At 40.8% G+C, this 22,741-nt stretch carries 20 protein-coding genes and 1 tRNA gene; 12 read left to right on the forward strand and 9 right to left on the reverse strand.

Annotated elements, in window-relative coordinates:
• Positions 1-60: 60 nt before the first annotated feature.
• Both BV375_RS10680 and BV375_RS10685 read right to left on the reverse strand, forming a co-directional pair.
• Positions 61-1,005 carry a pentapeptide repeat-containing protein gene (locus tag BV375_RS10680; RefSeq protein WP_086760184.1) on the reverse strand — a complete coding sequence of 315 codons (945 nt, stop codon included), beginning with the start codon at positions 1,003-1,005 and terminating at the stop codon, positions 61-63.
• Positions 1,006-1,089: 84 nt separating this feature from the next.
• Entirely contained in the window at positions 1,090-1,368 is a 279-nt protein-coding gene (locus tag BV375_RS10685; protein WP_086760186.1) for a Rieske 2Fe-2S domain-containing protein, read from the reverse strand.
• A 236-nt stretch (positions 1,369-1,604) separates the two neighbouring features.
• Here BV375_RS10685 and BV375_RS10690 point away from each other — a divergent pair, with 236 nt between their 5' ends.
• The 4 genes from BV375_RS10690 to BV375_RS10705 all read left to right on the forward strand — a co-directional run bounded on the left by BV375_RS10690 (position 1,605) and on the right by BV375_RS10705 (position 10,200).
• On the forward strand, positions 1,605-2,033 hold the full coding sequence (locus BV375_RS10690) for a Fur family transcriptional regulator (RefSeq protein ID WP_086760188.1): 429 nt from the start codon (positions 1,605-1,607) through the stop codon (positions 2,031-2,033).
• A gap of 264 nt (positions 2,034-2,297) precedes the next feature.
• A complete protein-coding gene (locus tag BV375_RS10695) occupies positions 2,298-7,703 on the forward strand; it encodes an ATP-binding sensor histidine kinase (protein WP_086760190.1) in 5,406 nt (1,801 codons plus the stop codon).
• Positions 7,704-8,316: 613 nt separating this feature from the next.
• Complete coding sequence (locus BV375_RS10700; protein WP_166507426.1) at positions 8,317-9,489, forward strand: hypothetical protein; 1,173 nt, start codon at positions 8,317-8,319, stop codon at positions 9,487-9,489.
• A 27-nt stretch (positions 9,490-9,516) separates the two neighbouring features.
• Positions 9,517-10,200: an SDR family oxidoreductase gene (locus tag BV375_RS10705; protein WP_086760194.1), complete on the forward strand. Its 684-nt coding sequence runs from the start codon at positions 9,517-9,519 to the stop codon at positions 10,198-10,200.
• A gap of 39 nt (positions 10,201-10,239) precedes the next feature.
• Here BV375_RS10705 and BV375_RS10710 read toward each other — a convergent pair whose 3' ends face one another.
• Positions 10,240-10,935, reverse strand: a complete 696-nt coding sequence (locus tag BV375_RS10710; protein WP_086760196.1) for a hypothetical protein — start codon at positions 10,933-10,935, stop codon at positions 10,240-10,242.
• A 261-nt stretch (positions 10,936-11,196) separates the two neighbouring features.
• Here BV375_RS10710 and BV375_RS38690 point away from each other — a divergent pair, with 261 nt between their 5' ends.
• Both BV375_RS38690 and BV375_RS10715 read left to right on the forward strand, forming a co-directional pair.
• Positions 11,197-11,331, forward strand: a complete 135-nt coding sequence (locus BV375_RS38690; protein ID WP_279432921.1) for a hypothetical protein — start codon at positions 11,197-11,199, stop codon at positions 11,329-11,331.
• 341 nt (positions 11,332-11,672) lie between these two features.
• Positions 11,673-13,136 carry a S8 family peptidase gene (locus BV375_RS10715; RefSeq protein ID WP_086760330.1) on the forward strand — a complete coding sequence of 488 codons (1,464 nt, stop codon included), beginning with the start codon at positions 11,673-11,675 and terminating at the stop codon, positions 13,134-13,136.
• A 243-nt stretch (positions 13,137-13,379) separates the two neighbouring features.
• Here BV375_RS10715 and BV375_RS10720 read toward each other — a convergent pair whose 3' ends face one another.
• Positions 13,380-14,003, reverse strand: a complete 624-nt coding sequence (locus BV375_RS10720; protein ID WP_086760198.1) for a hypothetical protein — start codon at positions 14,001-14,003, stop codon at positions 13,380-13,382.
• A 161-nt stretch (positions 14,004-14,164) separates the two neighbouring features.
• Here BV375_RS10720 and BV375_RS10725 point away from each other — a divergent pair, with 161 nt between their 5' ends.
• From BV375_RS10725 to crcB (BV375_RS10735), 3 genes are all read left to right on the forward strand, one after another.
• Positions 14,165-14,824 carry a DUF938 domain-containing protein gene (locus BV375_RS10725; RefSeq protein ID WP_086760200.1) on the forward strand — a complete coding sequence of 220 codons (660 nt, stop codon included), beginning with the start codon at positions 14,165-14,167 and terminating at the stop codon, positions 14,822-14,824.
• A 4-nt stretch (positions 14,825-14,828) separates the two neighbouring features.
• Positions 14,829-15,224, forward strand: a complete 396-nt coding sequence (gene crcB, locus BV375_RS10730; protein ID WP_086760202.1) for a fluoride efflux transporter CrcB — start codon at positions 14,829-14,831, stop codon at positions 15,222-15,224.
• 67 nt (positions 15,225-15,291) lie between these two features.
• Positions 15,292-15,711, forward strand: a complete 420-nt coding sequence (crcB, locus tag BV375_RS10735) for a fluoride efflux transporter CrcB (protein WP_086760204.1) — start codon at positions 15,292-15,294, stop codon at positions 15,709-15,711.
• Between the two features lie 56 nt (positions 15,712-15,767).
• Here the strand turns inward: crcB (BV375_RS10735) and BV375_RS10740 are convergent.
• Positions 15,768-15,840: transfer RNA gene (locus tag BV375_RS10740), tRNA-Ala, on the reverse strand.
• Positions 15,841-15,911: 71 nt separating this feature from the next.
• Here BV375_RS10740 and BV375_RS10745 point away from each other — a divergent pair.
• Positions 15,912-16,817: a rhodanese-related sulfurtransferase gene (locus tag BV375_RS10745; protein WP_086760206.1), complete on the forward strand. Its 906-nt coding sequence runs from the start codon at positions 15,912-15,914 to the stop codon at positions 16,815-16,817.
• 207 nt (positions 16,818-17,024) lie between these two features.
• Here BV375_RS10745 and BV375_RS10750 read toward each other — a convergent pair whose 3' ends face one another.
• Both BV375_RS10750 and BV375_RS10755 read right to left on the reverse strand, forming a co-directional pair.
• Positions 17,025-17,498, reverse strand: coding sequence for a TspO/MBR family protein (locus BV375_RS10750; RefSeq protein WP_086760208.1), 474 nt, complete (start codon positions 17,496-17,498; stop codon positions 17,025-17,027).
• Positions 17,499-17,724: 226 nt separating this feature from the next.
• Positions 17,725-19,347, reverse strand: a complete 1,623-nt coding sequence (locus BV375_RS10755) for an ATP-dependent DNA helicase RecQ (protein ID WP_086760210.1) — start codon at positions 19,345-19,347, stop codon at positions 17,725-17,727.
• 158 nt (positions 19,348-19,505) lie between these two features.
• On the opposite strand from BV375_RS10755, the gene BV375_RS10760 reads away from it, so the two are divergent.
• Both BV375_RS10760 and BV375_RS10765 read left to right on the forward strand, forming a co-directional pair.
• The gene (locus BV375_RS10760) at positions 19,506-20,075 is read left to right on the forward strand and encodes a DUF3611 family protein (protein WP_086760332.1); all 570 of its coding nucleotides are present in this window, start codon (positions 19,506-19,508) and stop codon (positions 20,073-20,075) included.
• Between the two features lie 353 nt (positions 20,076-20,428).
• Positions 20,429-20,641 carry a hypothetical protein gene (locus BV375_RS10765; RefSeq protein ID WP_086760211.1) on the forward strand — a complete coding sequence of 71 codons (213 nt, stop codon included), beginning with the start codon at positions 20,429-20,431 and terminating at the stop codon, positions 20,639-20,641.
• Here the strand turns inward: BV375_RS10765 and BV375_RS10770 are convergent.
• Both BV375_RS10770 and era read right to left on the reverse strand, forming a co-directional pair.
• On the reverse strand, positions 20,638-21,315 hold the full coding sequence (locus BV375_RS10770) for a response regulator transcription factor (protein WP_086760213.1): 678 nt from the start codon (positions 21,313-21,315) through the stop codon (positions 20,638-20,640). The genes BV375_RS10765 and BV375_RS10770 overlap by 4 nt on opposite strands.
• A 160-nt stretch (positions 21,316-21,475) precedes the next feature.
• Positions 21,476-22,450, reverse strand: a complete 975-nt coding sequence (gene era / locus BV375_RS10775; RefSeq protein ID WP_086760216.1) for a GTPase Era — start codon at positions 22,448-22,450, stop codon at positions 21,476-21,478.
• Between the last annotated feature and the right edge of the window lie 291 nt (positions 22,451-22,741).

The raw sequence follows: 22,741 nt of genomic DNA on the forward strand, positions 1-22,741 counted from the left end.
TTTTTTCAAATTCTTGTATGGCAAGCAAGATTTTAGGTAGTTAATGAGGAAAGCGATCGCCTACAAGTGGATTTTGCCATCAGACATTGTAACCCAACTCAGATCTACGTTATTCATCTTTACTTGACCCAGTTTAGCCTCAACTAAATCTGCACCACGCAGGATTGCTGAATCTAAATCAACGTCTGTAAGAATTGCCCGACGCAGGTATGCTCCACTCAAGTTTGTATTATTCAAGTGTGCCCAACTTAAATCTGCTTCAGTTAAGTTTGCCTTAGTCAGCTCTGCCTGTTCTAAGTTTGCTCCACGTAGACCAGCCAAAATTAATTTCGCTGCAATTAAATTTGCTCTGTACAAATTTGCTCCTGTTAGATTCGCTCCGCTCAGGTTTACCTTACAGAGGTTTGCTTCTCTCAAGTTGGCACCCTCCAGGTTTGTTCGGCTTAAGTCTGCTTCTGTGAGGTTGGCCTTAGTCAGTTCTGCAAACTCCAGAATTGCTCCGCGCAGATCTGCCAAAATCAGTTTTGTCTCAATCAAAGTTGCGCGACAAAAGTTTGCTTCGGTTAGATTTGTCTCACTCAGGTTTGCTTTACTTAGCTTTGCACCCTTTAAGTTTGCCCTACTCAAGTTTGCCCCGTGAAGATTCGCTTCATCCAAGTTTGCTCTACTCAGGTTAACCTGATACAAGATTGCTTTCTTTAAACCTGCTCTCCACAAAACAACTCCGTTTAGATCTGCATTGCTTAAGTTAGCCTCATCTAGATCTGCGCCAACTAAATGCGATCCATTTAGACGTGTTCCATTCAGGTTAGCTTGCTTGAGAACTACCCCATTCAAGTCTGCCCCAACTAGGTTCGCCCCACTTAGGTCTACTTCAGACAAGATTGCCTTCTTCAAAACTACCCCACTTAGATCTACTTCTTGCAGGTGTGCTCCATGTAGATCTGCGGTATGAAAATCTCTTTCTCCTACTGCATAACGCCTCAGGAGATCTTCGGCGTTCATATAATTTGCCTCTCAATGTTATCTCTGGGCTTGTATACTCCACCTGAGAACTGAAATCACCTTGCATATAGCATCGGCTATTTCCTAGCCTGACTCACAGGCTTGCGGCACTTCTACTTGCACTTGTTCATCAACTATTCGTACAGGATAGATACACAGAGGAGATATTTGCTCACCTAGTTTGGGGAGAGTATTCAGTAGGTAAATACGTTTCGGGTAAAGATTCTCCCCCGTGCGGATGTCATATTGAAAATGATGCCAAGGGCAATCTATTACTCCTTGCCAGACCTTACCTCCCGCTAGTGGCAAGTTCTGATGTCCGCACAAACTCTGCAAAGCATAGAATTCTCCTTGGTCATTCATATGTGCTGTATTTGTACAACATGAGGATGACGATCGCTCTCCACAATGTTGCTTACTTCAATTTTGTAAGAATTAAGTGGAAAGTATCATCAGTTTTCACAATTATTCATAGTCGATATGAGTATGTTTTAATAATTAATTACTTTACATTGTGTAGTCATACTAAGTACGCATTCTGGGCTGATTTTGTGTAACATATATCTATTCCTGGAAAATTACTTTAGGAGCTTTATACTATGGCTCCTCAACTCAAATCTTACGAAGATGTTCTAGAGTATTGCCGTGAACGGGGAATGCGCTTAACTAAGCAGCGCCAGTTCATCCTGAAACTGCTGTGGGATACCGATGAGCATCTAACCGCAAGCGCGATCTACCATCGCTTGCGTCAACAAGACAAGAAAATAGGTTATACATCGATATATCAAAATTTAGTTATTTTGGTAAACGCTGGGGCAATTGAGCGGATTGAAAAGGCAGAAGGTAGTCTTTATAGCCATCCCACCCTTTGCCACTCTCATGTGCATTGTTTGGATAATGGACAAGTTATCGATGTGATGGTAATGCTTCCTCAAGAAATTATTACGGCTGTAGAAGCGCAGCTAGGTCTTGAGGTGAGCAACTATCGAATTGAATTTTTTGCACATCAGCCCCAACCAAGGATTTAAACATTGGTCTGCCTTTACTTGAATAGTTTAAGACAACAGTAGCCAACAGCGATCGCTAGTTATCAGAATGTAAAAAATAACTCAAAACTCAAAATTTAAAAACTAGTTAACTTTGGCTGATTTATCTCAAAAATAGAGGATCGACTCACGTAATAATAATGCTTTGAGAGATTGGAGCATTTCTATTAAGTAAGTTAGAAACCGCTAACTTTTGGGAAAAATACTGTAAATGAATCAGTTTTGTTGTCAAAAAGGTTACTAAAAATGACTACATCAGTTGAGCCACTTACCAAGATTCTGGGTTATCGAATTAGCGATCGCTTGTATGCAGGCTCTAGGACGCTAGTTTACCGTGCAATCCACGAGGTGGATCAACTACCAGTAGTCATTAAACTGCTCAAGCAGGAGTATCCCACATTCAATGAATTGCTGCAATTCCGTAATCAGTACACCATTGCCAAAAATCTTGAGCTAGCTGGTATTGTTCGTCTTTACAGCCTGGAACCTTACCATAATAGCTATGCGCTGGTGATGGAGGACTTTGGCGGTATCTGTTTGCGAGAGTGGATACACCAAGAAATCACGAGCAACTCAGATCGCCTGAGAGCGTTTTTGGAGATTGCGATCGCCCTAGCAACAATTGTTGATGAACTCTACCGCCAGCGTATCATCCACAAAGACATCAAGCCTGCCAACATTTTAATTAACCCAGACACCCAGCAGGTGAAGTTGATTGATTTTAGCCTTGCTTCTTTACTGCCTAGAGAAACTCAAGAAATTTATAGCCCTAACGTTTTGGAAGGCACACTCGCCTATGTGTCACCAGAACAAACTGGACGGATGAACCGAGGAATTGATTACCGCAGTGATTTCTACTCTTTAGGCGTGACTTTCTTTGAACTACTCACCGGACAGTTACCCTTCCAATCTCACGATCCGATGGAAGTAGTTCATTGCCATATTGCCAAACAACCTCCTAGTGCTGACAGCTTGAATCCTCATATTCCTCCCGTGCTGTCTCATATCATCAGCAAACTGATGGCAAAAAATGCCGAAGACCGCTATCAGAGTGCCTTGGGATTGAAACATGATTTAGAAATATGTCTGAACCAACTGCAAGCAACTGGGCAGATTGAGAGGTTTGAGATTGGACAACGAGATGTGTGCGATCGCTTCATCATCTCAGAAAAACTCTATGGTCGTTATAGCGAGGTCGCAAGTTTACTAGCGGCTTTTGAGCGAGTTTCTCAAGGACGCAGCGAACTCATGCTAGTGGCAGGTTTCTCGGGTATCGGCAAAACTGCTGTAGTCAGCGAAGTCCATAAACCGATTGTGCGGCAACGAGGCTACTTTATTAAAGGTAAATTTGACCAGTTTCAGCGCAATATTCCTCTGTCTGCTTTTTTACAAGCATTTCGTGACTTGATGGGGCAACTGCTTAGTGAAACTGATACCCAATTAGATCAATGGAAGAGCAAGATTCTCTGTGCTTTGGGAGAAAGCGCTCAAGTCATCATTGAGGTCATCCCAGAACTGGAGGGCATAGTTGGTAAACAATCTGCTGTTCCTGAACTCTCTGGGAATGCTGCTCAAAACCGCTTTCACATCCTGTTTCAGAAATTTATTCAGGTGTTCACGACCAGCGATCATCCTTTGGTAATCTTCATTGATGACTTGCAGTGGGCGGACTCTGCTTCTCTCAAGTTTATGCAACTGTTAATGAGCGAAATAGATAGCCGATATCTCTTACTGATTGGCGCTTACCGGGATAATGAAGTCTCTGCAATTCATCCACTGATGCTGACGCTCCAAGAAATTGAGAAGTCACAGGCTACAGTCAATACCATTACCCTTGCGACCCTAGATTTGTCGTCAGTGAATCAGTTGCTTGCCGATACATTCAGTTGTTCGCTAGAGTTAGCCTTGCCATTGACAGAGTTGATATTTAGCAAAACTCAAGGAAATCCCTTCTTCACAACTCAGTTTCTCAAAGCATTATATGAGGATGGACTGATTGCATTTAATTTTCATGGTGGTTACTGGGAATGTGACATTGCACAGGTGCGATCGCTTGCCCTGACTGATGATGTAGTAAACTTCATGGCAATTCAACTCCAGAAGTTGCCTCAAGCCACTCAACAAGTGTTGCAGTTAGCGGCCTGCATTGGTAATTCTTTTGACTTGGAAACACTAGCGATCGTTTATGAAAAATCCCCAATCCAAACTGCCAACCATTTGTGGATAGCTCTGAAAGACGGGTTGATTCTACCGCAGAATGATGTTTATAAGTTTTTTCAACAAGAAATATTCTTGAGCGATCGCGAGTCATTAGTAAACGATCGACCAAAAAAAATCACCACCAGCTATAAATTTTTGCACGATCGCGTCCAGCAAGCGGCTTATTCATTGATTCCCCAAGACCAGAAGCAAGCTACTCACCTCAAAATTGGGCGACGGTTGTTAAGCAATACATCAGCAGTAGACCAGCACGAGAAGATTTTTAATATTATTAACCATCTCAACCTGAGTGCTGAACTGATTGATAATCCTAGCGAACGAGAGCAATTAGCGAATCTCAATCTAATAGCGGGTCGTCAGGCAAAATCTACAACAGCCTACGAAGTTGCACTGAGATATTTTAATACAGGCATAATGTTTTTAGAAGCGGATAGTTGGCAAACTCAGTATGATTTAACACTGAGTTTGTATTTAGCAGCAGCAGAAGCAGAATACCTGAATACGAACTATCAGCAAGCAGATCGGCAAATAGAGACGCTTCTAGAAAATGTCAAAGATACATTACAAAAAGCCAGAGTTTACGAAATCAAAATTCAATCTTTAATTTCTCAGTCTCAAATGCAGTCAGCGCTAGATATAGCGTTAGAAGTTTTGCAGATGTTAGGTGTCAATTTAGAGCAAGAGGTGATTTCTACCTTAAAGATTGAAGCATTGCTCGACCTGCCAGAAATGACCGACCTGCATAAACTAGCCGCACTGCGAATTCTGATGACCGTCGGACCAGCAGTGTTCTTTGCTAACCCCCAGATGTATCCGCTGATTGTCTTTACGATGGTCAATCTGTGTATTAAGTATGGCAATTCTGGCCTCGCAGCCTACGCCTATGTAATCTATGGATTGTTCGTTTGCGGTGCGATCGGAGATATTGAATCTGGATACAAGTTTGGTCAGCTAGCTGTAAAGCTCTTGGATCGCTTTGATGGCAGAAAGCTCAAGTGCAAAATATACATGATCTTTAATGGCTGCATTCGTTGTTGGAAAGAACACTGGCGAGAAAGTTTGGCACCTTTGCAGGAAGCATTTCATATTGGGTTGGAAAGTGGAGATTTAGAATTTGCCTGCTACAGTGCTATGACATATTGTGATTTTGCCTTTCATACTGAACCAGAGCTAGAAACAAGAATTCATCAGCAGACTCAGTATATTGAGATTATGCAAAATTTAAAGCAGGAATCTCAGCAACTTCATAGCAAGCTAGGCAGACAATTCCTATTAAATTTAAGCGATCGCGCAAATGATAAATTGCGTTTGGTTGGTGATAGTTGCAATGAAGCAGAAATCTTACCAATATTGACTCAATATCAGTTGGCGCTTACCTTATTTGTTTTTTATTTAGAAAAGGCTATTCTTGCCTATCTATTTGCAGCCTATGCTGATGCTGTGGAAAATCTTCGGCTCTCAGAACAATACAAAATTGGTGCTATAGGAACAATTCATCTTGTAATATGTAATCTGTATACGTCTCTCTCGCTCCTAGCGCATTACCCAGATGTATCAGCTAGCGAACAGCAGCAATATCTTCAACAGATAGCAGACAACCAGACACAGATGCAACAGTGGGCAACTCATGCCCCAATGAACTATCAACATCTGTGGTGTTTGGTAGAAGCAGAAAGAAACCGGGTGCTGGGTAACAAAGCCGCCGCTATCGAAATGTATGACCAAGCTATAGAAAATGCCAAACAGCAGGGCTACATTCAGCAAGAAGCGATCGCTAACGAACTCGCCGCCAAATTTTATCTTCACTGGGGCAAACAGCACATCGCTCAAAACTACATGATTGAGGCTTATTACTGCTATACCCGTTGGGGAAGTAAAGCCAAGGTTATCGATTTAGAAACTCGCTATCCCCAACTTTTAGCTCCTATCCTCGAACAAGGATCTTTCGCTTTCTCAACTAACGAAACAATCGTTGTATCTAATCGAGTAAGTTCTCACAATTCCTCTTCTTTAGGTAATAGCACTGCTTCTGTTGCTTTAGATTTAGCCGTGATTCTCAAAGCCTCTCAAACTCTTTCGAGTGAAATTGAATTAGAAAAACTCGTCTCTAGTTTGTTGCACGTCGCCTTGGAAAATGCCGGAGCTGATAAATGTGCGTTGCTGTTATCTGAGAACGGTCGTTTACTGGTGCAGGCGATCGCTAATATAGATAATTCTGCAACGCTACTCAATCCACAACCGATGGAAGAAAGCCTGGAAGTTCCTCTTAGCCCCATCAACACGGTGAAACGTAGTTTGCAACCACTGGTAATTTTTGATGCAACTGTACATCCTAGATTTATCAATGACCCATACATTCAGCAGCATCAACCCAGGAGTATTTTGTGCAGCCCTATTTTGCATCAAGGCAACTTACTAGGTATTTTGTATTTAGAAAACAATCACTCGATTGGTGCATTTACTGACGATCGCGTCGATATCCTCAATCTTCTCTGTACTCAAGCAGCTATTTCTCTAGAAAATGCCCGTCTGTATCAAAAATCGCTGCACTACAGTCAACAATTAGAGCGATCTCTGCAACAGGTGCAGCAGATGCAACTGCAACTAGTACAGAGTGAAAAAATGTCAGCCTTGGGAAATTTAGTGGCTGGCGTTGCTCATGAAATCAACAATCCCGTCGGCTTTATTTCTGGAAATATTGAACCAGCCAAAAATTATGTCCAAGATTTGTTGGGGCTAATCAACCTTTACCAAGAAAAGTTTCCCGATCCCGGCTCAGATATCGAAGATGAAATTGAGGCGATTGATTTAGAGTACCTGCGCGAAGATTTACCCCAGTTACTCGACTCGATGAGTTTGGGTGCCAATCGCATTCGTAGTATCAGTATCAGTTTGCGAACATTCTCCAGAACTGATACTGATTACAAAGTACCTTTCAACATTCACGACGGTATTGACAGCACAATACTCATTCTCAGACATCGTTTGAAAGCCAACGAATTCCGTCCAGCGATTGAGGTGATTAAGAATTATGGTGTACTACCTTTAGTAGACTGCTTTGCTGGACAACTCAACCAAGTATTTATGAACTTGTTAGCAAATGCCATTGATGCCCTAGAAGAATCTAATCTAGGGAAGAGTATGGAAGCGATCGCTGCTAAACCTAATTGCATTACCATCCAAACCCGTGTAGCCCAATCAGGTCAGCACGTTGAGATTCGGATTGCGGATAATGGAGCGGGAATGTCTCAGGAAGTTAAGCAGAGAGTATTTGACCATTTATTTACCACTAAAGCTGTCGGCAAAGGAACCGGATTAGGATTGGCGATCGCACATCAAATTGTGGTGGAAGCTCATGGAGGCACAATTGAAGTAGATGCCATTCCCCAACAGAAGACAGAGTTTGTAATTACGTTGCCAATTAAGGCATAATACCAATTCAAAATTGCTTTGCTTCACTATTTTTCATACCTTACAGAAAGTCCTTCCACCAAAATAATGACACATTATTTTTTGATATATTTATAACCATGCTTTTCTGATTCACCTATTCCTATTTAGGAAAAGAAAGATTAAATCAAGTAGACAGGAGCTTATTTTCTATAGTTTAATGAAACTTGTAATAGCTCAAACTTGTTTTGAGTTATTGAAGGAAAGCTTGAGCTTTCACCAAAAGTAAAGATATTATGTCTTTACGAATAAAAATCTCGTTCAAGACTTTAGCATTCATATTTTAGAAAGCACAGCTAAGTTTTTCAACAGCTAAGAAAAAATGCTATATAAATAATGACAAAACGTTCCAATAGACAAGTAGAGGATAGTAAACAAAATTTTGAAAAATTAATGTTGAAGTAGCCTAAAATTTTTGGGAAGGGGTAAAAAATTTAGTGTTAGAGAGTTTCATTTCCTTACCAAAGCATTGGCTTATAGACAAGTAGTTCATTAAATATGCTGTAATATGAATAAATTGCAGAAATTTGGCTATTGGACTTATATTATTTTCACTATAGCTATTAGTGCGCTCCTCTTGCGAGTAAATTTTTGTTTGCTAACAGTATCAGCCAAAGATTATGCACATGAAAAATTAAATCCTGATACATTGATGCAATTAAAAAACATCAAACGACGGTTAAATGCAGGCGAAGGAAAAACTATGCAGGCATTTTTTCCAGAAGGATGGTTTTTTAGTCATATAGTCTATGGTTACAGTTGGGTAAATGTTGCGCTGTCTACAAAATCCGAACCACTTCGCCAGCAAGCAATTCAAGAAGTACGTTGGGTTTTATCTCAAATTGATACACCCGAAGGACGCGCACCTTTTACAGCAGATACCCAAGTTTCTCATGGCGTATTTTATTTAGGTTGGAGTAATCGACTATTGGGTGGACTATTAAAAATTCAGTTAGCAAAAGAGCGATCGCCCCAAGATATTACTCGATTTCATACCCAATCTCAAGAGTTAGCCCAAGCCTTTGCAACAAGTCCAACTGCTACCATTGATGCTTATCCCGGACAAGCTTGGCCTTGCGATCAAACCGTAGCTTTAGCATCTTTAGCTTTGCACAATGAATTGTTTGGTAGTAATTATCAGTCAGTAATTCAGCGTTGGATTAGCTATACTCGTCAGCATCTAGATCCGCAAACTGGATTAATTCCTCACAAAATTGACGCTACAACTGGACAAATTGATATTGGCGCACGCGGTACTAGCCAAGTTTACCTTCTACCTTTTCTTGTAGAATTAGATTCAGAGTTTGCAAAACAACAGTATGCTCAGTTTGGCAAACAATTTGTTCCTTCAGTTTTGGGCTTTTTCATTGTGAGAGAATATCCCATTAGCACTGATGGTGATGCAGATGTTGATTCTGGGCCAATTATCTTTGGCATTGGCCCAACCAGTACAATTGTTAGTATTGCTCCAGCACGTGCCTATAAAGATAGTCAGTTGTTTGAAAGTACGTTATTAATCACAGAAATTTTAGGATTACCCCTAGTATGGGGTGAGGAAAAATCCTATGCTTTAGGGTTATTGCTGGTAATTGATGATTTTTTAGTTTGGGGTAAAACTTTAGTACCCTGGACTCAGGTTAATTATTCCTCCTCTACAGAACAAACATTTGCAAAGAATATTCAGTTGTGGGTTTTATTTTCTGGACTTGTATTGCTTGTACTTTGGAGTCCGGTTGCAGGAAAGCAAATTTCCAAAAAACTTAGGTAGTTTAGGATTAAATAATAGCAAAAAAGCATGGCCAAGCTCATTTTAATCACAGGTATAAGTCGAGGTCTAGGTTACGCTATGACCGAGGGTTTTATTCGTGAAGGGCATACTGTCCTCGGTTGCGCTCGTTCACAAGCAGTCATTGAGGAACTAAGCCAAAAGTTTGCTTCACCTAATAATTTCGCGGCTGTAGATGTAACAAGTGAGCAGCAAGTAAAAAATTGGGCAAAATATTTATTTCACCAATATGAACCACCAGATATTCTGATTAACAACGCTGCAATGATTAATTATCCAGCGCCTTTGTGGGAGGTTCCCGCCAACGAGTTTTCCCACCTAATTGATATCAATATTAAAGGGGTAGTGAATATAATTCGTCATTTCGTCCCAGCAATGATCGAAAAAAACCGGGGCATTATTGTTAACTTAAGCTCTGGTTGGGGACGCTCTACTTCCCCTCAAGTTGCGCCATACTGTGCTTCTAAATGGGCAATAGAAGGACTAACTCGTTCTTTAGCCCAAGAATTACCTAATGGGATGGCTGCTATTCCTCTCAATCCCGGAATCATTCATACTGATATGTTAGAAATTAGTTTCGGGGAAGAAGCTGCTAATTATACACCCGTTTCTGAGTGGGTATTGAAAGCCGTTCCTTATATACTTAAATTGAAACCTACAGATAATGGAATTCCTCTCACTGTTCCTATATAGTAATCCGATTTAATTTCTGGATTTACTTATAGATGTTAACTATGCTCTAGCTTTAAACAAATCAAAAACCTCAATTACCTCTTGCATAAATGATTTTATTTGTTCAGGTTGAAGACGTATATTTTCGCGGTAATAAATAAAGCCTGTATCTGCTATTTCTAAAGATGGTGTCGTTTTTATGGGTGGGTAGAACCCTATTTTTGCTTCACAGAAGGTAAGTATCTTGTCGTTAAATACTAAGCGAATGGTATCCTCATTACTTCCTCGCAACAAATATTGTTCAGAAAATCTGGGATAAGCTTTAAACTTTATATCCTGAGAACCTAAAAAATTACCAAGTTGAGCCATAATACCCCTTGGTTTGAGTAAAAAATTAGGAAGTCTTATATTAGGATCTAAAAATAAAGCAACTGTTTGCCAATAATCATCTTTACCTTTGCCAACAAGTGCTGAGTATTTATAATCAAAAATGTATAATTTTACATCAACAAAATTTAAAAATAATACGTTTTTAACTAAACTATTCATTCCAGCATTTAATAATTTAAAATTATATAATTTTAGTTTAATACTATTAGTATCTTCTAAAAAAGTTGCTTTTATTTGAGTAGTCATAGCTTTAAATGTATTACTTCTTTTATTTTCTTGTTGATTCCTCCAAAATAAATAAGCAATATTTATAGCAAACACAATAGTAAATAACACTACAACGAGAAACGCTACTGGAAAATCCATGTTGATTAGCACTATTTTTGTGCGCAATGAGAATATTTCAACTTTAACTTAAACGTTGCTATCCATATCCCCGACTTCTTCAAGAAGTCGGGGATATAAATTTAGCTTATTTTAGCCTCATAATACAAAGTTTTTTGCTTTGCTTCGTGCAAGAGCGATGTCTTCAACGGACTACGCCTACGCACCCAATAAGCTATGGTATATGGTAATACCAATTCCAGCAAAAAATGAGACAGATGCGTAGGTTGGATAGCCACTCACGTGAGCGGGTTTCCCGACTTGAGTGAAGTGGCGTTTGAACTCAGTGAAACTCAACAATTAAAAGACTTTGGAATGTTGGGTTTCGTTCCTCAACCCAACCTACATCTACATCATATTTTTTGTGAAATGGTATAAGGCACTTCATGTCTATACGCCTATCTTTCGGACTAGCATGGGCGTGGAAAGCGCTATGACGTCGCTCCCCTATACTTAAGCCGAAAGAGTAAGTTATTTTTTCAAATAAAACCGTATGACTATAACAACAAAACAATTGTAAGGTTCAACTGGATGACTAATTTTTTCTAGAAACACAATTTTATTTAGCTTATTTGTAATTAAAATATCTTTTTGCTGCTTAATTTCATAGTAATTATTGGCAATGATAGCTATTGAGTAATCAAAACCTTTTTGTGACAGAGGTTTTAAAAATTCTGGCTATCAATAAAAAGATTGCTATCTTTGAGGAGAAATTACTTATGCCCCTTGATTACACTAATAAAAAATCGTTTGCTGATAACGGGCTAAATGTCACTCCTGTCTCCTCAGTAGATACTTTAAACACTAAAGATGACTACAGGTTAAAGACCAGTGTTCGTAGTAGCTTTGATCCCACTAACAATGCTTTTAAAACAAAAAATAGTAGAGATACATTTAGCGCACTGAGTTATGACTCTAGTACTGGTTATGGTAAGGTAAATGCAGCAGCCGCAGTTGCTAAAGCTATTGGTCAAAATACCTTTGCTGATGTTCCCGATGTAGGTGGAAATAGTTGGGGTGCTGACTTTGTGAAAGCGCCAGAAGTCTGGGCAAGGGGATATACTGGTCAGGATGTTGTTGTCGCTGTCATTGATACTGGAGTTGACTACAACCATGTAGATTTAAGGGATAATGTCTGGACTAATACCAAAGAAATTGCTGGTAATGGTGTCGATGATGATGGCGACGGCTACATAGATGATGTTCACGGTTGGAATTTTGTAGACAACACTAATGACCCCATAGATAGAAATGGTCATGGCACCCATGTTTCTGGCACTATTGCTGGCGAAAACAATGGCCTTGGTGTTACAGGTATTGCCTATAATTCCAAAATTATGCCCGTCAAAGTTCTCAACGATTCTGGTTCGGGGTCTGTTAGTTCTATTACTCAAGGCATTTACTATGCCGTGAATCAAGGAGCTAATGTGATTAATCTGAGCCTAGGTAGCGATTTTCCTAACAGTTCTCTAGCATCAGCTATTGAATATGCCAGCAAGAAAGGGGTAGTTGTTGTTATGGCAGCGGGTAATAATGGATTACCGATACTTTCTTACCCTGCTAGCTATGCAGATCAGTGGGGATTGGCAGTTGGGGCTGTGGATCAAAACAATAACATTGCAGACTTTTCTAATCAACCAGGAATCAGTCAACTCGCCTACGTCACAGCGCCAGGAGTTAATATCTACTCATCAGTGCCAGGCGATCAGTATGCTAATTATAGCGGTACATCTATGGCTGCTCCCCATGTTGCCGGGGTAGTGGCTTTGATGCTGAGTGCTAATCGTAATCTGACTGATGCGCAAGTGCGTCAAATTATTACACAGACCGCAGGCAATAGCGCACCAAATCCAGATACTGGCTTTAGCGCTGGCTCTTTGGTAAGCCAGTTTATTGCAGAGATAGCAGGAAATAGTACACAATTTTCTAATTCTAGCTTTGACGCTAGTGCGATCGCAGAAAATTATACTGTAGATTTTAGCTCGAACGTTCCGTCACAAACGGAAAGCAATGACAGTTTTGGAAATGCAAATCTCTGGTCAAAATTCCGTTATTATGACGACAATCTGAATACCAACAGTTACAACAGTCTCGGAAATGATCAGATGACTGATATGGAAAAAATGCTGCAACAATTTCAAAAACAGATGGATGATTTGCGCAAATTGTTTGCTAATATTTGAATCTCAAAGATTCTAGACCAGATAAGCGGGCAAGTTAATGTATTGCCTGACTTTATCGCAACTCGCTACAACAATCTAAATAACTTTTTTGCTAAAGCTTATTTTTTAAGATTAAGTTTAAAGTGGCTGAGATAAATTTTTTCAGCCACTTTTCTAGCTGGATTATACTTATGAGCAAAGTGATGATATTGCTATCCTATGCAGCTAGTTAGGCTTCTCGCTTGGTTGATTAACAGGAGATTTCTAGAATAAAAAATCGCATTCGGATGGCTCAACAATGCACTCACCATCTTTGAAAACCACAATTAACCATTCTTCTTCAAAAAGTTCATCGTAGTGCAAGTAAGCATCACAAAATGGTTGAACATTCTCAGGCTCAAGCAGAAGTAGTTCCCAAAATGCTTTAGCAATGCGCTCATACGTTTCAATGAATAAAGGATCTGGACTAAACCTTAACCCAACACGCAGGTCGTAATCTTCACAAATAAAGGGGTAGGCTAGCCAGTCACCATTTACAGAACATTGCTCACAAGCTACGAACATTTGTTCTATCAATGCGTATTTGTAGTCAGGAAATGGCAAACTTAACGGTGTAAAGCCAAATATAGCTGGAATTCTGGCACGTACCCACACAGCATCAACTAGTTCTGTGAAATCAGTTCGACAACTCTTGACAAGTTTTGGAACCTGATTTCCTAGATAGTCTGTAAGAGGAAACATTGGAGCTTCTTCCTCTCTACGATATGGCCTTATAGCTATTCCGTTGTATAGTTCTCCCAGAACAGGAACAAAAATAAATCCATTATGCTGCACAGGTTGCCCAAGCACTCGCCATAAGTACCCATGTTTGATAGTAATAGAAACCATTCATCAAGCTCGAACTTTCGCACATTTGGCTCCAACGCCATGTTAACCCGATTTACACAGTTCGGATTCGTACTGCTCGCGGTTAAATATGAATAAAGAATAAGTCTTTAGCCACAAGAGTTGTGACTGGAGCCAGAATTCATAATTTGCTGACCAGCTAAATGAACACACCACAAGATATGCAACAATACGCACCAGCAACTCAGCGCAATCGGGAATCCATTCTGGAGGTGCTTTTACAAGTACTGCCCAAAAGTGGCACTATTCTGGAAATAGCTAGCGGTACTGGCGAACATGCAATATTTTTTGCCCCGCGCCTCAGTCCTCGTAAATGGTTACCTTCTGATCCCAATCCACAATTGCGAGCCAGCATTACCGCCTGGGCTAAACAGTTTCCCTGCGATCATCTTTATCCACCTCTTGAGCTTGATGCTCGTCAACCTGTTTGGGCAGTGGAGGAAAATAGATTACCTGAGTGGCTGAGTGAAGCCTTGAAAGATTCACTAATTGTTGCCATTGTCAACATTAACATGATTCACATTTCACCTTGGTCAGCCTGTTTGGGGCTAATGGCGGGTGCTGGCCGTATCCTGCCGTCAGGTGGTATCCTCTATCTATATGGCCCGTTCAAACAAAGTGGAAAACATACCGCACCGAGTAATGCAGCTTTTGATGAGTATTTACGGGCACAAAATTCAGAGTGGGGTGTACGTGAACTAGAAGATGTTGTAGCAGCAGCGAGTATACATAACCTGAGATTTAAAGAAATTTACCAGATGCCAGCAAATAACCTGTCGGTAGTGTTTGAAGTGCAACAATAACCGTATGCAAAATGTTACTCTGTTCGGTGTGCTTGCGATCGCTATCGGTGCGATTCCTGGTGCTGTGAGTCGCTATTATTTAACTGAATTTTGCAAAAGAGCCATAGGTACAAACTTTCCTTACGGAACTTTTATTATCAATTTCACAGGCTGTTTGTTAATGGGCTTTTTCTTCACCTTATTTAAAGGAATTAAAGAATTTCCACCTGAGATAGACTTGCTGGTAAGAACTGGATTCTTGGGTGCTTATACAACCTTCTCAACCTACGGATACGATACATTAACACTGTGGCGCAATGGCAAGCAGCGAGCCACTATTTTTTACTGGGCAGGCAGTGCGATTTTAGCAGTATTTGGTATTATAGTGGGTCGTTATTTAGCGCAGCTAATTGTGGGATAATAGCGATTCAATTAAACAAAAATACCAATTTTTATCCAACTATTTAATTAGGAGGAAACTTTTAATAATGCAAAATGCTTTGATTCGCACTGTCATGGCTATCGCATTGGGTGCGATTCCCGGTGCTTTAGGACGCTACTTTATCACTGAATTTACCAAAGCGACTTTTGGAAAAGATTTTTCCTACTATGGCACGTTTTTCATTAATGTTACAGGCTGTTTTATTATTGCTTTGTTTTACACTTTAAACGAGCAAAAGTTTAAAACCCTTTCACCGGAAATTCGGTTAGCGATCGCAACTGGTTTTTGCGGTGCTTATACCACTTTTTCTACTTACGGATTAGAGAGTTTTACTCAAATAGATAAAGGCAATACAACAGTAGCTCTACTCTATTGGCTAGGTAGTATGGTAGTTGGGATGTTTGCTGTACAATTGGGTGTAATTTTAGGCAGCCTTAAGTCTCAGTCCAATTCATCTAACTTCTAGCGGCGTAAAGTTAACTTTCTAATAGAACTTGCTGGCAACTAGGAATTATTCCTGAATGGAGGTTAGCGGACTCGAACCGCTGACATCCTGCTTGCAAAGCAGGCGCTCTACCAACTGAGCTAAACCCCCATAAAATTAAAAAGGTAGGTAATTAAGCTACCGTCGTTATTGTAACTTAATATGGTTCATTTGCCAAAGGAATGAAGCAAGAAAATAGCCTAGTTGTTGCAACACTTTATAAATTCGTCAGTTTGCCAGATTTTGCCGAGAAGCGAGAGCCTTTGTTATCTTACTGCCAACAGCAAGGTATTAAGGGAACAATTCTGTTAGCACAAGAAGGGATTAACGGGACAATTGCAGGTTCTCGCCAGGCTGTTGACTCAGTTCTGGAATTTCTGCGTTCCGATCCTCGGTTGGCAGACTTAGAACATAAAGAATCTTATACTGACACTCCACCGTTTGAGCGTATGAAGGTGCGGTTGAAGTCAGAAATTGTCACTTTGGGATTGCCTGAAGTTGACCCCAATGAGCAGGTTGGGACTTATGTCAGTCCCCAAGAATGGAATGAGTTGATTTCTGATCCTGAAGTAACTGTGATTGACACCCGCAACGATTATGAGGTGAATATTGGCACTTTTAAAAGGGCAGAAAATCCTCAAACTACTACATTCCGTGAGTTTCCCGAATATGTTCGCCACCAGCTTGACCCGAATAAACACAAAAAGGTAGCGCTGTTTTGTACTGGCGGTATCCGCTGTGAAAAAGCCTCATCCTTTATGCTGTCTCAAGGCTTTGCAGAAGTTTATCACTTGAAGGGCGGTATTCTTAAATATTTAGAAGAAGTTCCCGCTAAAGAAAGCCTGTGGGAAGGAGAATGTTTTGTCTTTGATGAAAGAGTTGCTGTCCGTCATGGTTTGGAAGAAGGCAACTATGATATGTGTCAAGGTTGCGGTCGCCCAATTTCTGCGGAAGATAAGGCTTCACCTAAGTATGAAGAAGGCATTACTTGCCCTTACTGCTTTGATAGCCTCACCGAAGAAAAAAGAGTACGTCAGCAAGAAAAAAGGCGACAGTTTCTCTTTAAAATTAACCATAAAAATGGATAATTACAACTCTTAGAACAGAAAGCCCAGCGGCAATTCCCTGAGTTTAGCCAAATTCAGGGAATTGTTATAACTTCAATATACAAGGATATGTTATGCCGTAGGCTAACGCAGCATCGAAAATTTTCGGTGCGTTAGGACTTATGTCCATAACGCACCCTTGTATATTGAAAGAAGTGGTAGTAAGGAATCCAAAATCTAAAATTGATATTAGGCTGCTTGCGGATTGAGGTGAAGCATCTGCCAAGTAGTGTAAGTACCGATGGGACTCCAGAGTAAATAAGGAACTAATAACAGCGCAGCCCAACCAGAAGTAGTTAAAACTGTAAGTGTCAATAATAGCCCAATAATAAAGCCTGTGCCGCCGATAATCGTACCTATTTTCAGGCTGCGGAGTCGAAACATAACAGGCGTGTAGGCAATAGTCACAATTTCTAGAAGCAGGTATAAAGCCATCAGTAACCAAGTGCTACTGGTTTCTGGGTTTCTTTCCCAAACAATATAAGCTGACCAAGCACCGCAAATAAAAATTACCGTCCAGATAATGGGAATTGCTGCTTCAAAAGTTAGCCATCTGGGTCTTTGCAATCGCTCGAACCACTTGCGATCGCTTGGTGTAATAAAATTGGCCGCTAAGGCTACTACGAAAGCTACACCCCCAATTACCATCCACGATCTAATCATGCCGCCTTATCCTTTGCGATCGCTAGCAACTACTGAAATATCCAGTATTCAAGTCTAATCTTGACAATTTAGTCTTGTTTTCTCATCATCCTTGGGTTCGATAAGTCGTTATCAGTCAGGGATATTTCTCTACTCTGTCAAGATTGACACGGAGACGCTCAGAGTAAGAAAATTTCAGTTCACCGCGTCTCCGTGTCGCTGTGTTTCTGAGTCAACTTCGGTGCTGCTAATCTACTTGCTTTAATAGTCCCTGTACTATTTCCACGGCAAGGGTTTTGTATCCTACTTTTTCAAATAAAACCACCATTTTATCTGCTTCATAGCGCATTACCTGCCCAGTACCATAGTTGGTATGAATTACATAGCTATTCACAGGGAACGGTTGAAAAGTTGCTTCTTCGACAGTAATTCCCGATTGGCAGTTGTCGCAAAATTTACATTTCTTATCTACAGGTTCGCCAAAGTAGTTCAGTAGATACTCGCGACGACAATCGCGTAATTGGGCGTAATTTTGCATCATTTCCAGACGCGATCGCATAAATTGTTGTCGTCGCTGTTGTGCTAGGGTGGCTGCTTGGACTGAGGTCGTTTGGTCAACTTCGACTTCACTGGTGGTTACCTCACCAGTTGGTAAAATTTCTACAGCCTCTACTTCTTCCAAGCGACTCACAGCTTTTGTAATTTTGCTTTGAGATAGGTCTGTTACTTCCTGTAAATCTTCTAAATCGAGTGGCTCATCAGCCTGTTGCACTGCTTCGGCTACTTGTAAAACTTCATTAACATCTATTTTGCCACCACCAGCAAAAAAGCGACGGATTTGCAAATCATTAGGACAGTAAAACAGAATTGCTTGTGCTTTCTCTCCATCTCTTCCAGAACGCCCAATTTCTTGATAATAAGAGTCCAGAGAATCGCTGATGTCATAGTGAAAAACAAAGCGCACATTCGATTTATCCACACCCATACCAAAAGCACAAGTAGCAACAATTACTTCTAATTCATCTGCCATGAATGCAGCTTGTACTTGCTCTCTTTGCGCTGTCTTCATTCCTGCATGGTAATGAGCAGCTTTAATACATCTTTCCTGTAAAATTGCTGACAGTTTCTCTGTATGCTTGCGAGTAGCTGCATAAACTATTCCAGGCTTTTTAGCAGCAGTAATATGCTTGAGAAAAGCATTCAGCTTTTCGCTTTCCTCGTGAAATGTTTCAACACCCAGCCAAATATTTGGGCGGTCAAAACCACGCACAAATATCTGTGGTTCGCGCATCCCCAAGCGTTCGACAATCTCATCCCGAACTACAGGAGAAGCTGTGGCGGTAAGCGCTAATACAGGAGGATGATCAAGCGCTGCAATAACTGCTCCCAGGCGTAGGTAGTCAGGACGGAAATCATGTCCCCACTCACTAATACAGTGCGCTTCATCAACTACAAACAGAGAGGGTTTGACATTTACCAAATGTGTCAGTACTTCTTCATTATTAAATTGCTCTGGAGACAGAAACAGAAATTCTAATTGTTGGTTTTCTAAGTTAGTAAAAATTTCTTGGCGTTGAGAGTTGCTAATCGTAGAGTTGATTGCAGCCGCTTTTGCTATATTCTGTTCTTTAATCGCTTGTACTTGGTCATGTTGAAGAGCAAGTAAGGGAGAAATAACTATTGTGATACCAGGAATTAGTAAGGCAGCAATTTGGTAAATTGCAGATTTACCAGAACCCGTAGGCATAACAGCTAGGGTATCGTAGCCTTCAATAATTGCTTTGATGACTTCTTGCTGTCCTGGACGTAAGCAATCATAGCCAAAAGTTTGTTGAGCAATCTGGTTAATGACTTGACGCTGTTTAGGCATAAGGAATTAATGCCACTGTTGCGGCTCCCAATTACTATATAGTTGCGATTGTATTTCCCAGGAAGTGGTAGTGATTCTGTCTGAGGATGGGGGTATGGGGCAAGCTAATAGACATATTCTTGATGATTAGGGGAGGAGCTAATCAGATGGAAAGTAATATGCAAACTGAATCAGAAACGCGCTCGCTAGCACCAGTCATTCAAGGAATCGCTAATACCATTCGCATCACAGGCTGGCTTACCTTCTGGGTACAGTTGGGACTGGCTGTGGTTTCTGGCTTGGCTTTGTTGTTTGCTGCTACTGGACGAGGCTTTGCCGATCAGCCGAATGCAGGTCTTGGGGTGGGGATGTTTTGGGCTGCGTGTGGAATAGTTGTATTATTATTTAGCGTCTATTGGGATTTTCGTTACACTCGCATCGGTAAGCGCCTAGGAAATCCGAATCCAGCGCTTCATCCTAGTAAAGCAGATACAGTTAAGGCAATTCGGCTAGGAATTATCGCAGCTTTGATAGGTATACTTTTAACTCTCCTCGGTGCTGGTTCAACGGTAGGAGTGTTGGTAGCAAAATCTATCTCCCAGCCTCCGGGAGTAGCAATCACCGATCCTTATAAAATTATTCGAGCGCTTGATGTCTTTGTGGCGGTAGCAAACATCAATGGAATTGCAGCTCATTTCGTTGGTACTGTCTCTTCACTGTGGTTATTTGAGCGAGTCCATCAACATTAATAATTTGTAAAAGGAACCTTAGATGAACACCGATAAACACAGACAAATATCGGTGTTCATCTGTGTTTATCTGTGGTTCAATATCCAAAATATCGACTTATACAAGAGATTTAATACTCGCGAACGAGTCTTTAATACTCGTGAATGAGGCTTGGAACTCCGTTAACGAGTCTTTGATACTCGCGAATGAGGCTTGGAACTCCATTAACGAGTCTTTGATACTCGTGAATGAGCCTTTGAGACTTAGAGAAATAATATTATTTCACCCAATCAGGTAAGACGGGTGGATGAAGTCTACTCCCTACTGCCACTTGTAACCTAAAAGAGCAGCTGAATTCCAGGGAGAATAACTAATGTTGTCCTTAAAATTCTACGATCGCCTGAAATCCTGGTTCGAGATTCAGCCTAAGTCTGACAAGCAATCTGATGTTGCAGTTAACCAAAAACAACCTGACATTCAAGTAGAATCAGAGAATCAGGCGAGACGCCGAACGGCTTTACAAGTAGAAGAAGATTTGCGGCGTATTCGAGATCAATCATATCTCTTACGACCCAATGTCTTTTAAACTAATCCCGAACGCAATGCGACGACTGCTGCTTGCACGCGATCATCCACTGCTAATTTATTCATAATCCCCCGTACGTGAGTTTTCACAGTATTGGGACTGAGATAGAGTTTTTCGGCAATCTCTGGGTTGCTTAACCCGTCTACCATCAGTTTCAATACTTCTAACTCACGCTGCGAAAGATTAGCAGTGTTTCCCTTGGCTGTGGGGGTTCGGAGATTTTCAATTACTCGCCGCGCAATTTGGGGATCGAGATAAGTTGCACCATCAACTGCGGCAGCGATCGCGCTCAAAAGTCGCTCTACACTAGCACCTTTGATACAATAGGCATCTGCACCGCTAGACAAGGCCGCAATAATTTCTGTCTCCGTTTGGTGAGATGTCAGCATCACTACATGAGTTTCTGGTAATGCGGCTTTAATTTGCTGTGTCGCTGCAATTCCATCGAGTCGCGGTAACCCGATATCCATCACTACCAAATCAGGTTTGAGTTGGAGTGCTGCTTGCACACCCAAATAGCCATCTTCCGCTTGTCCGACAATTTCCAACTGGGGATGAACCATTAATGATTGTTCAAGTCCCAGTTGCATCATCGGATCGTCTTCAACAATTAATACCCGCAACGGCGGCGCATCTGTTGGCAGATTTAAGAAGGAGCCAGTATCTGGAGACATTCTCAATTGGTTAGTATTTATCTGTTATCAATTAGGGGTCATTAGTCACTTGTTTTTTGTCCTTTGTCTTTTGTTCTTTGTTGTTTATCTGATAGTCAATGACTAATGACTAACGACCAATGACTAACGACCAATGACTAATGACCAATGACCAAGTTTACTATTCTTCTACGCGATATCCTAACTCTGCTAAACTAACGCGAGACTGACGCCATTTTGGCTGGACTTTGACGAACAATTCTAGGTAGACTTTGCCAGAAATCAGCTTTTGAATTTGTTCGCGAGCTTCACTACCAATGGCTTTGAGCATTGAACCACCTTTGCCAATGAGAATTCCTTTTTGGGAATCTCGCTCGACGTTGATGGTGGCGAGTACGCGAGTAATACTTGGAGTTTCTTCGACCATGTCAATCGCGATCGCAACCGAATGGGGAACTTCTTCGCGAGTTAACAGTAAAATCTGTTCGCGAATTAATTCGCCCATAATAAAGCGTTCTGGTTGGTCAGTTACCAAGTCAGGCGGATAGTAAAATGGTCCGGTCTCTAAATCTTCAATTAATAACTTTTGCAGTTCTGGCAATCCCACACCAGTCTTGGCAGAAAATTTTACTGTTTGCCATTGGTGTGACTTAGCTAACTGTGTATAACTGTCATCTATCAATTGGGAGTCTGTGGGTTGTTGATCGATTTTGTTCACTCCCAAAATCACTGGCGTTTGACTACGACTCAGTAACTCAGCAATAAAGCGATCGCCTGCACCACAAGCCACCGTTCCATCTACCACAAATAGCACTACATCCACTGACTCAATGGCTATTTTGGCATTTTGCACCAGTACCTCTCCCAATTGATGATGAGGTTTATGAATTCCTGGTGTATCAACAAAAATTAGCTGCGCTTCTGGCGTAGTTAAAATACCTCTTAAACGGTTCCGTGTAGTTTGCGCTACAGGAGACGTAATTGCAACTTTTTGTCCTACTAATTGATTCATTAAAGTAGATTTACCGACATTAGGGCGACCGATAATGCCGATGAAACCCGACTTAAATTCAGGAGGAGCCTGGGGAATCGATACTTCTCCTGAAAAAGAGAAGATGTGATTATCAATACTAGTCACCTTTAGCTCCACCGTCATATTTTATAGTTGGGATAAGTTGTTTTTTTTCTTAGACAAGTAATAAACATAAGATCACCCTGGCATTTTTTAGGGATTGCCTCTGCTTAAGTTTAATCTACTACTAAATATATTGTGTTCCAATATCAAAAAAAGAGATGGGAGTATACAAACTCACGGAATTTTTCTATCTTATAGGGTATTGATCTAACGAGAATGGTGTGCTGTAATTGTATTTCATTGTGCTAAGTAGAAGGCAGTAGGTAAAAAGCTGTTTCTGTCTGCCGTCCATAAATCGGTATTTTATGTTTA

This window comes from Nostoc sp. 106C, assembly GCF_002154725.1.
Taxonomy (GTDB): Bacteria; Cyanobacteriota; Cyanobacteriia; order Cyanobacteriales; family Nostocaceae; genus Aulosira.

What these genes read in the sequence shown, in the direction of transcription:
- BV375_RS10680 (WP_086760184.1), bottom strand. Translation starts at nt 1,005, where the DNA reads ATGAACGCCGAAGATCTCCTGAGGCGTTATGCAGTAGGAGAAAGAGAT.
- BV375_RS10685 (WP_086760186.1), bottom strand. Translation starts at nt 1,368, where the DNA reads ATGAATGACCAAGGAGAATTCTATGCTTTGCAGAGTTTGTGCGGACAT.
- BV375_RS10690 (WP_086760188.1), top strand. Translation starts at nt 1,605, where the DNA reads ATGGCTCCTCAACTCAAATCTTACGAAGATGTTCTAGAGTATTGCCGT.
- BV375_RS10695 (WP_086760190.1), top strand. Translation starts at nt 2,298, where the DNA reads ATGACTACATCAGTTGAGCCACTTACCAAGATTCTGGGTTATCGAATT.
- BV375_RS10705 (WP_086760194.1), top strand. Translation starts at nt 9,517, where the DNA reads ATGGCCAAGCTCATTTTAATCACAGGTATAAGTCGAGGTCTAGGTTAC.
- BV375_RS10710 (WP_086760196.1), bottom strand. Translation starts at nt 10,935, where the DNA reads ATGGATTTTCCAGTAGCGTTTCTCGTTGTAGTGTTATTTACTATTGTG.
- BV375_RS10715 (WP_086760330.1), top strand. Translation starts at nt 11,673, where the DNA reads ATGCCCCTTGATTACACTAATAAAAAATCGTTTGCTGATAACGGGCTA.
- BV375_RS10720 (WP_086760198.1), bottom strand. Translation starts at nt 14,003, where the DNA reads ATGGTTTCTATTACTATCAAACATGGGTACTTATGGCGAGTGCTTGGG.
- BV375_RS10725 (WP_086760200.1), top strand. Translation starts at nt 14,165, where the DNA reads ATGAACACACCACAAGATATGCAACAATACGCACCAGCAACTCAGCGC.
- crcB (WP_086760202.1), top strand. Translation starts at nt 14,829, where the DNA reads ATGCAAAATGTTACTCTGTTCGGTGTGCTTGCGATCGCTATCGGTGCG.
- crcB (WP_086760204.1), top strand. Translation starts at nt 15,292, where the DNA reads ATGCAAAATGCTTTGATTCGCACTGTCATGGCTATCGCATTGGGTGCG.
- BV375_RS10745 (WP_086760206.1), top strand. Translation starts at nt 15,912, where the DNA reads ATGAAGCAAGAAAATAGCCTAGTTGTTGCAACACTTTATAAATTCGTC.
- BV375_RS10750 (WP_086760208.1), bottom strand. Translation starts at nt 17,498, where the DNA reads ATGATTAGATCGTGGATGGTAATTGGGGGTGTAGCTTTCGTAGTAGCC.
- BV375_RS10755 (WP_086760210.1), bottom strand. Translation starts at nt 19,347, where the DNA reads ATGCCTAAACAGCGTCAAGTCATTAACCAGATTGCTCAACAAACTTTT.
- BV375_RS10760 (WP_086760332.1), top strand. Translation starts at nt 19,506, where the DNA reads ATGCAAACTGAATCAGAAACGCGCTCGCTAGCACCAGTCATTCAAGGA.
- BV375_RS10765 (WP_086760211.1), top strand. Translation starts at nt 20,429, where the DNA reads ATGTTGTCCTTAAAATTCTACGATCGCCTGAAATCCTGGTTCGAGATT.
- BV375_RS10770 (WP_086760213.1), bottom strand. Translation starts at nt 21,315, where the DNA reads ATGTCTCCAGATACTGGCTCCTTCTTAAATCTGCCAACAGATGCGCCG.
- era (WP_086760216.1), bottom strand. Translation starts at nt 22,450, where the DNA reads ATGACGGTGGAGCTAAAGGTGACTAGTATTGATAATCACATCTTCTCT.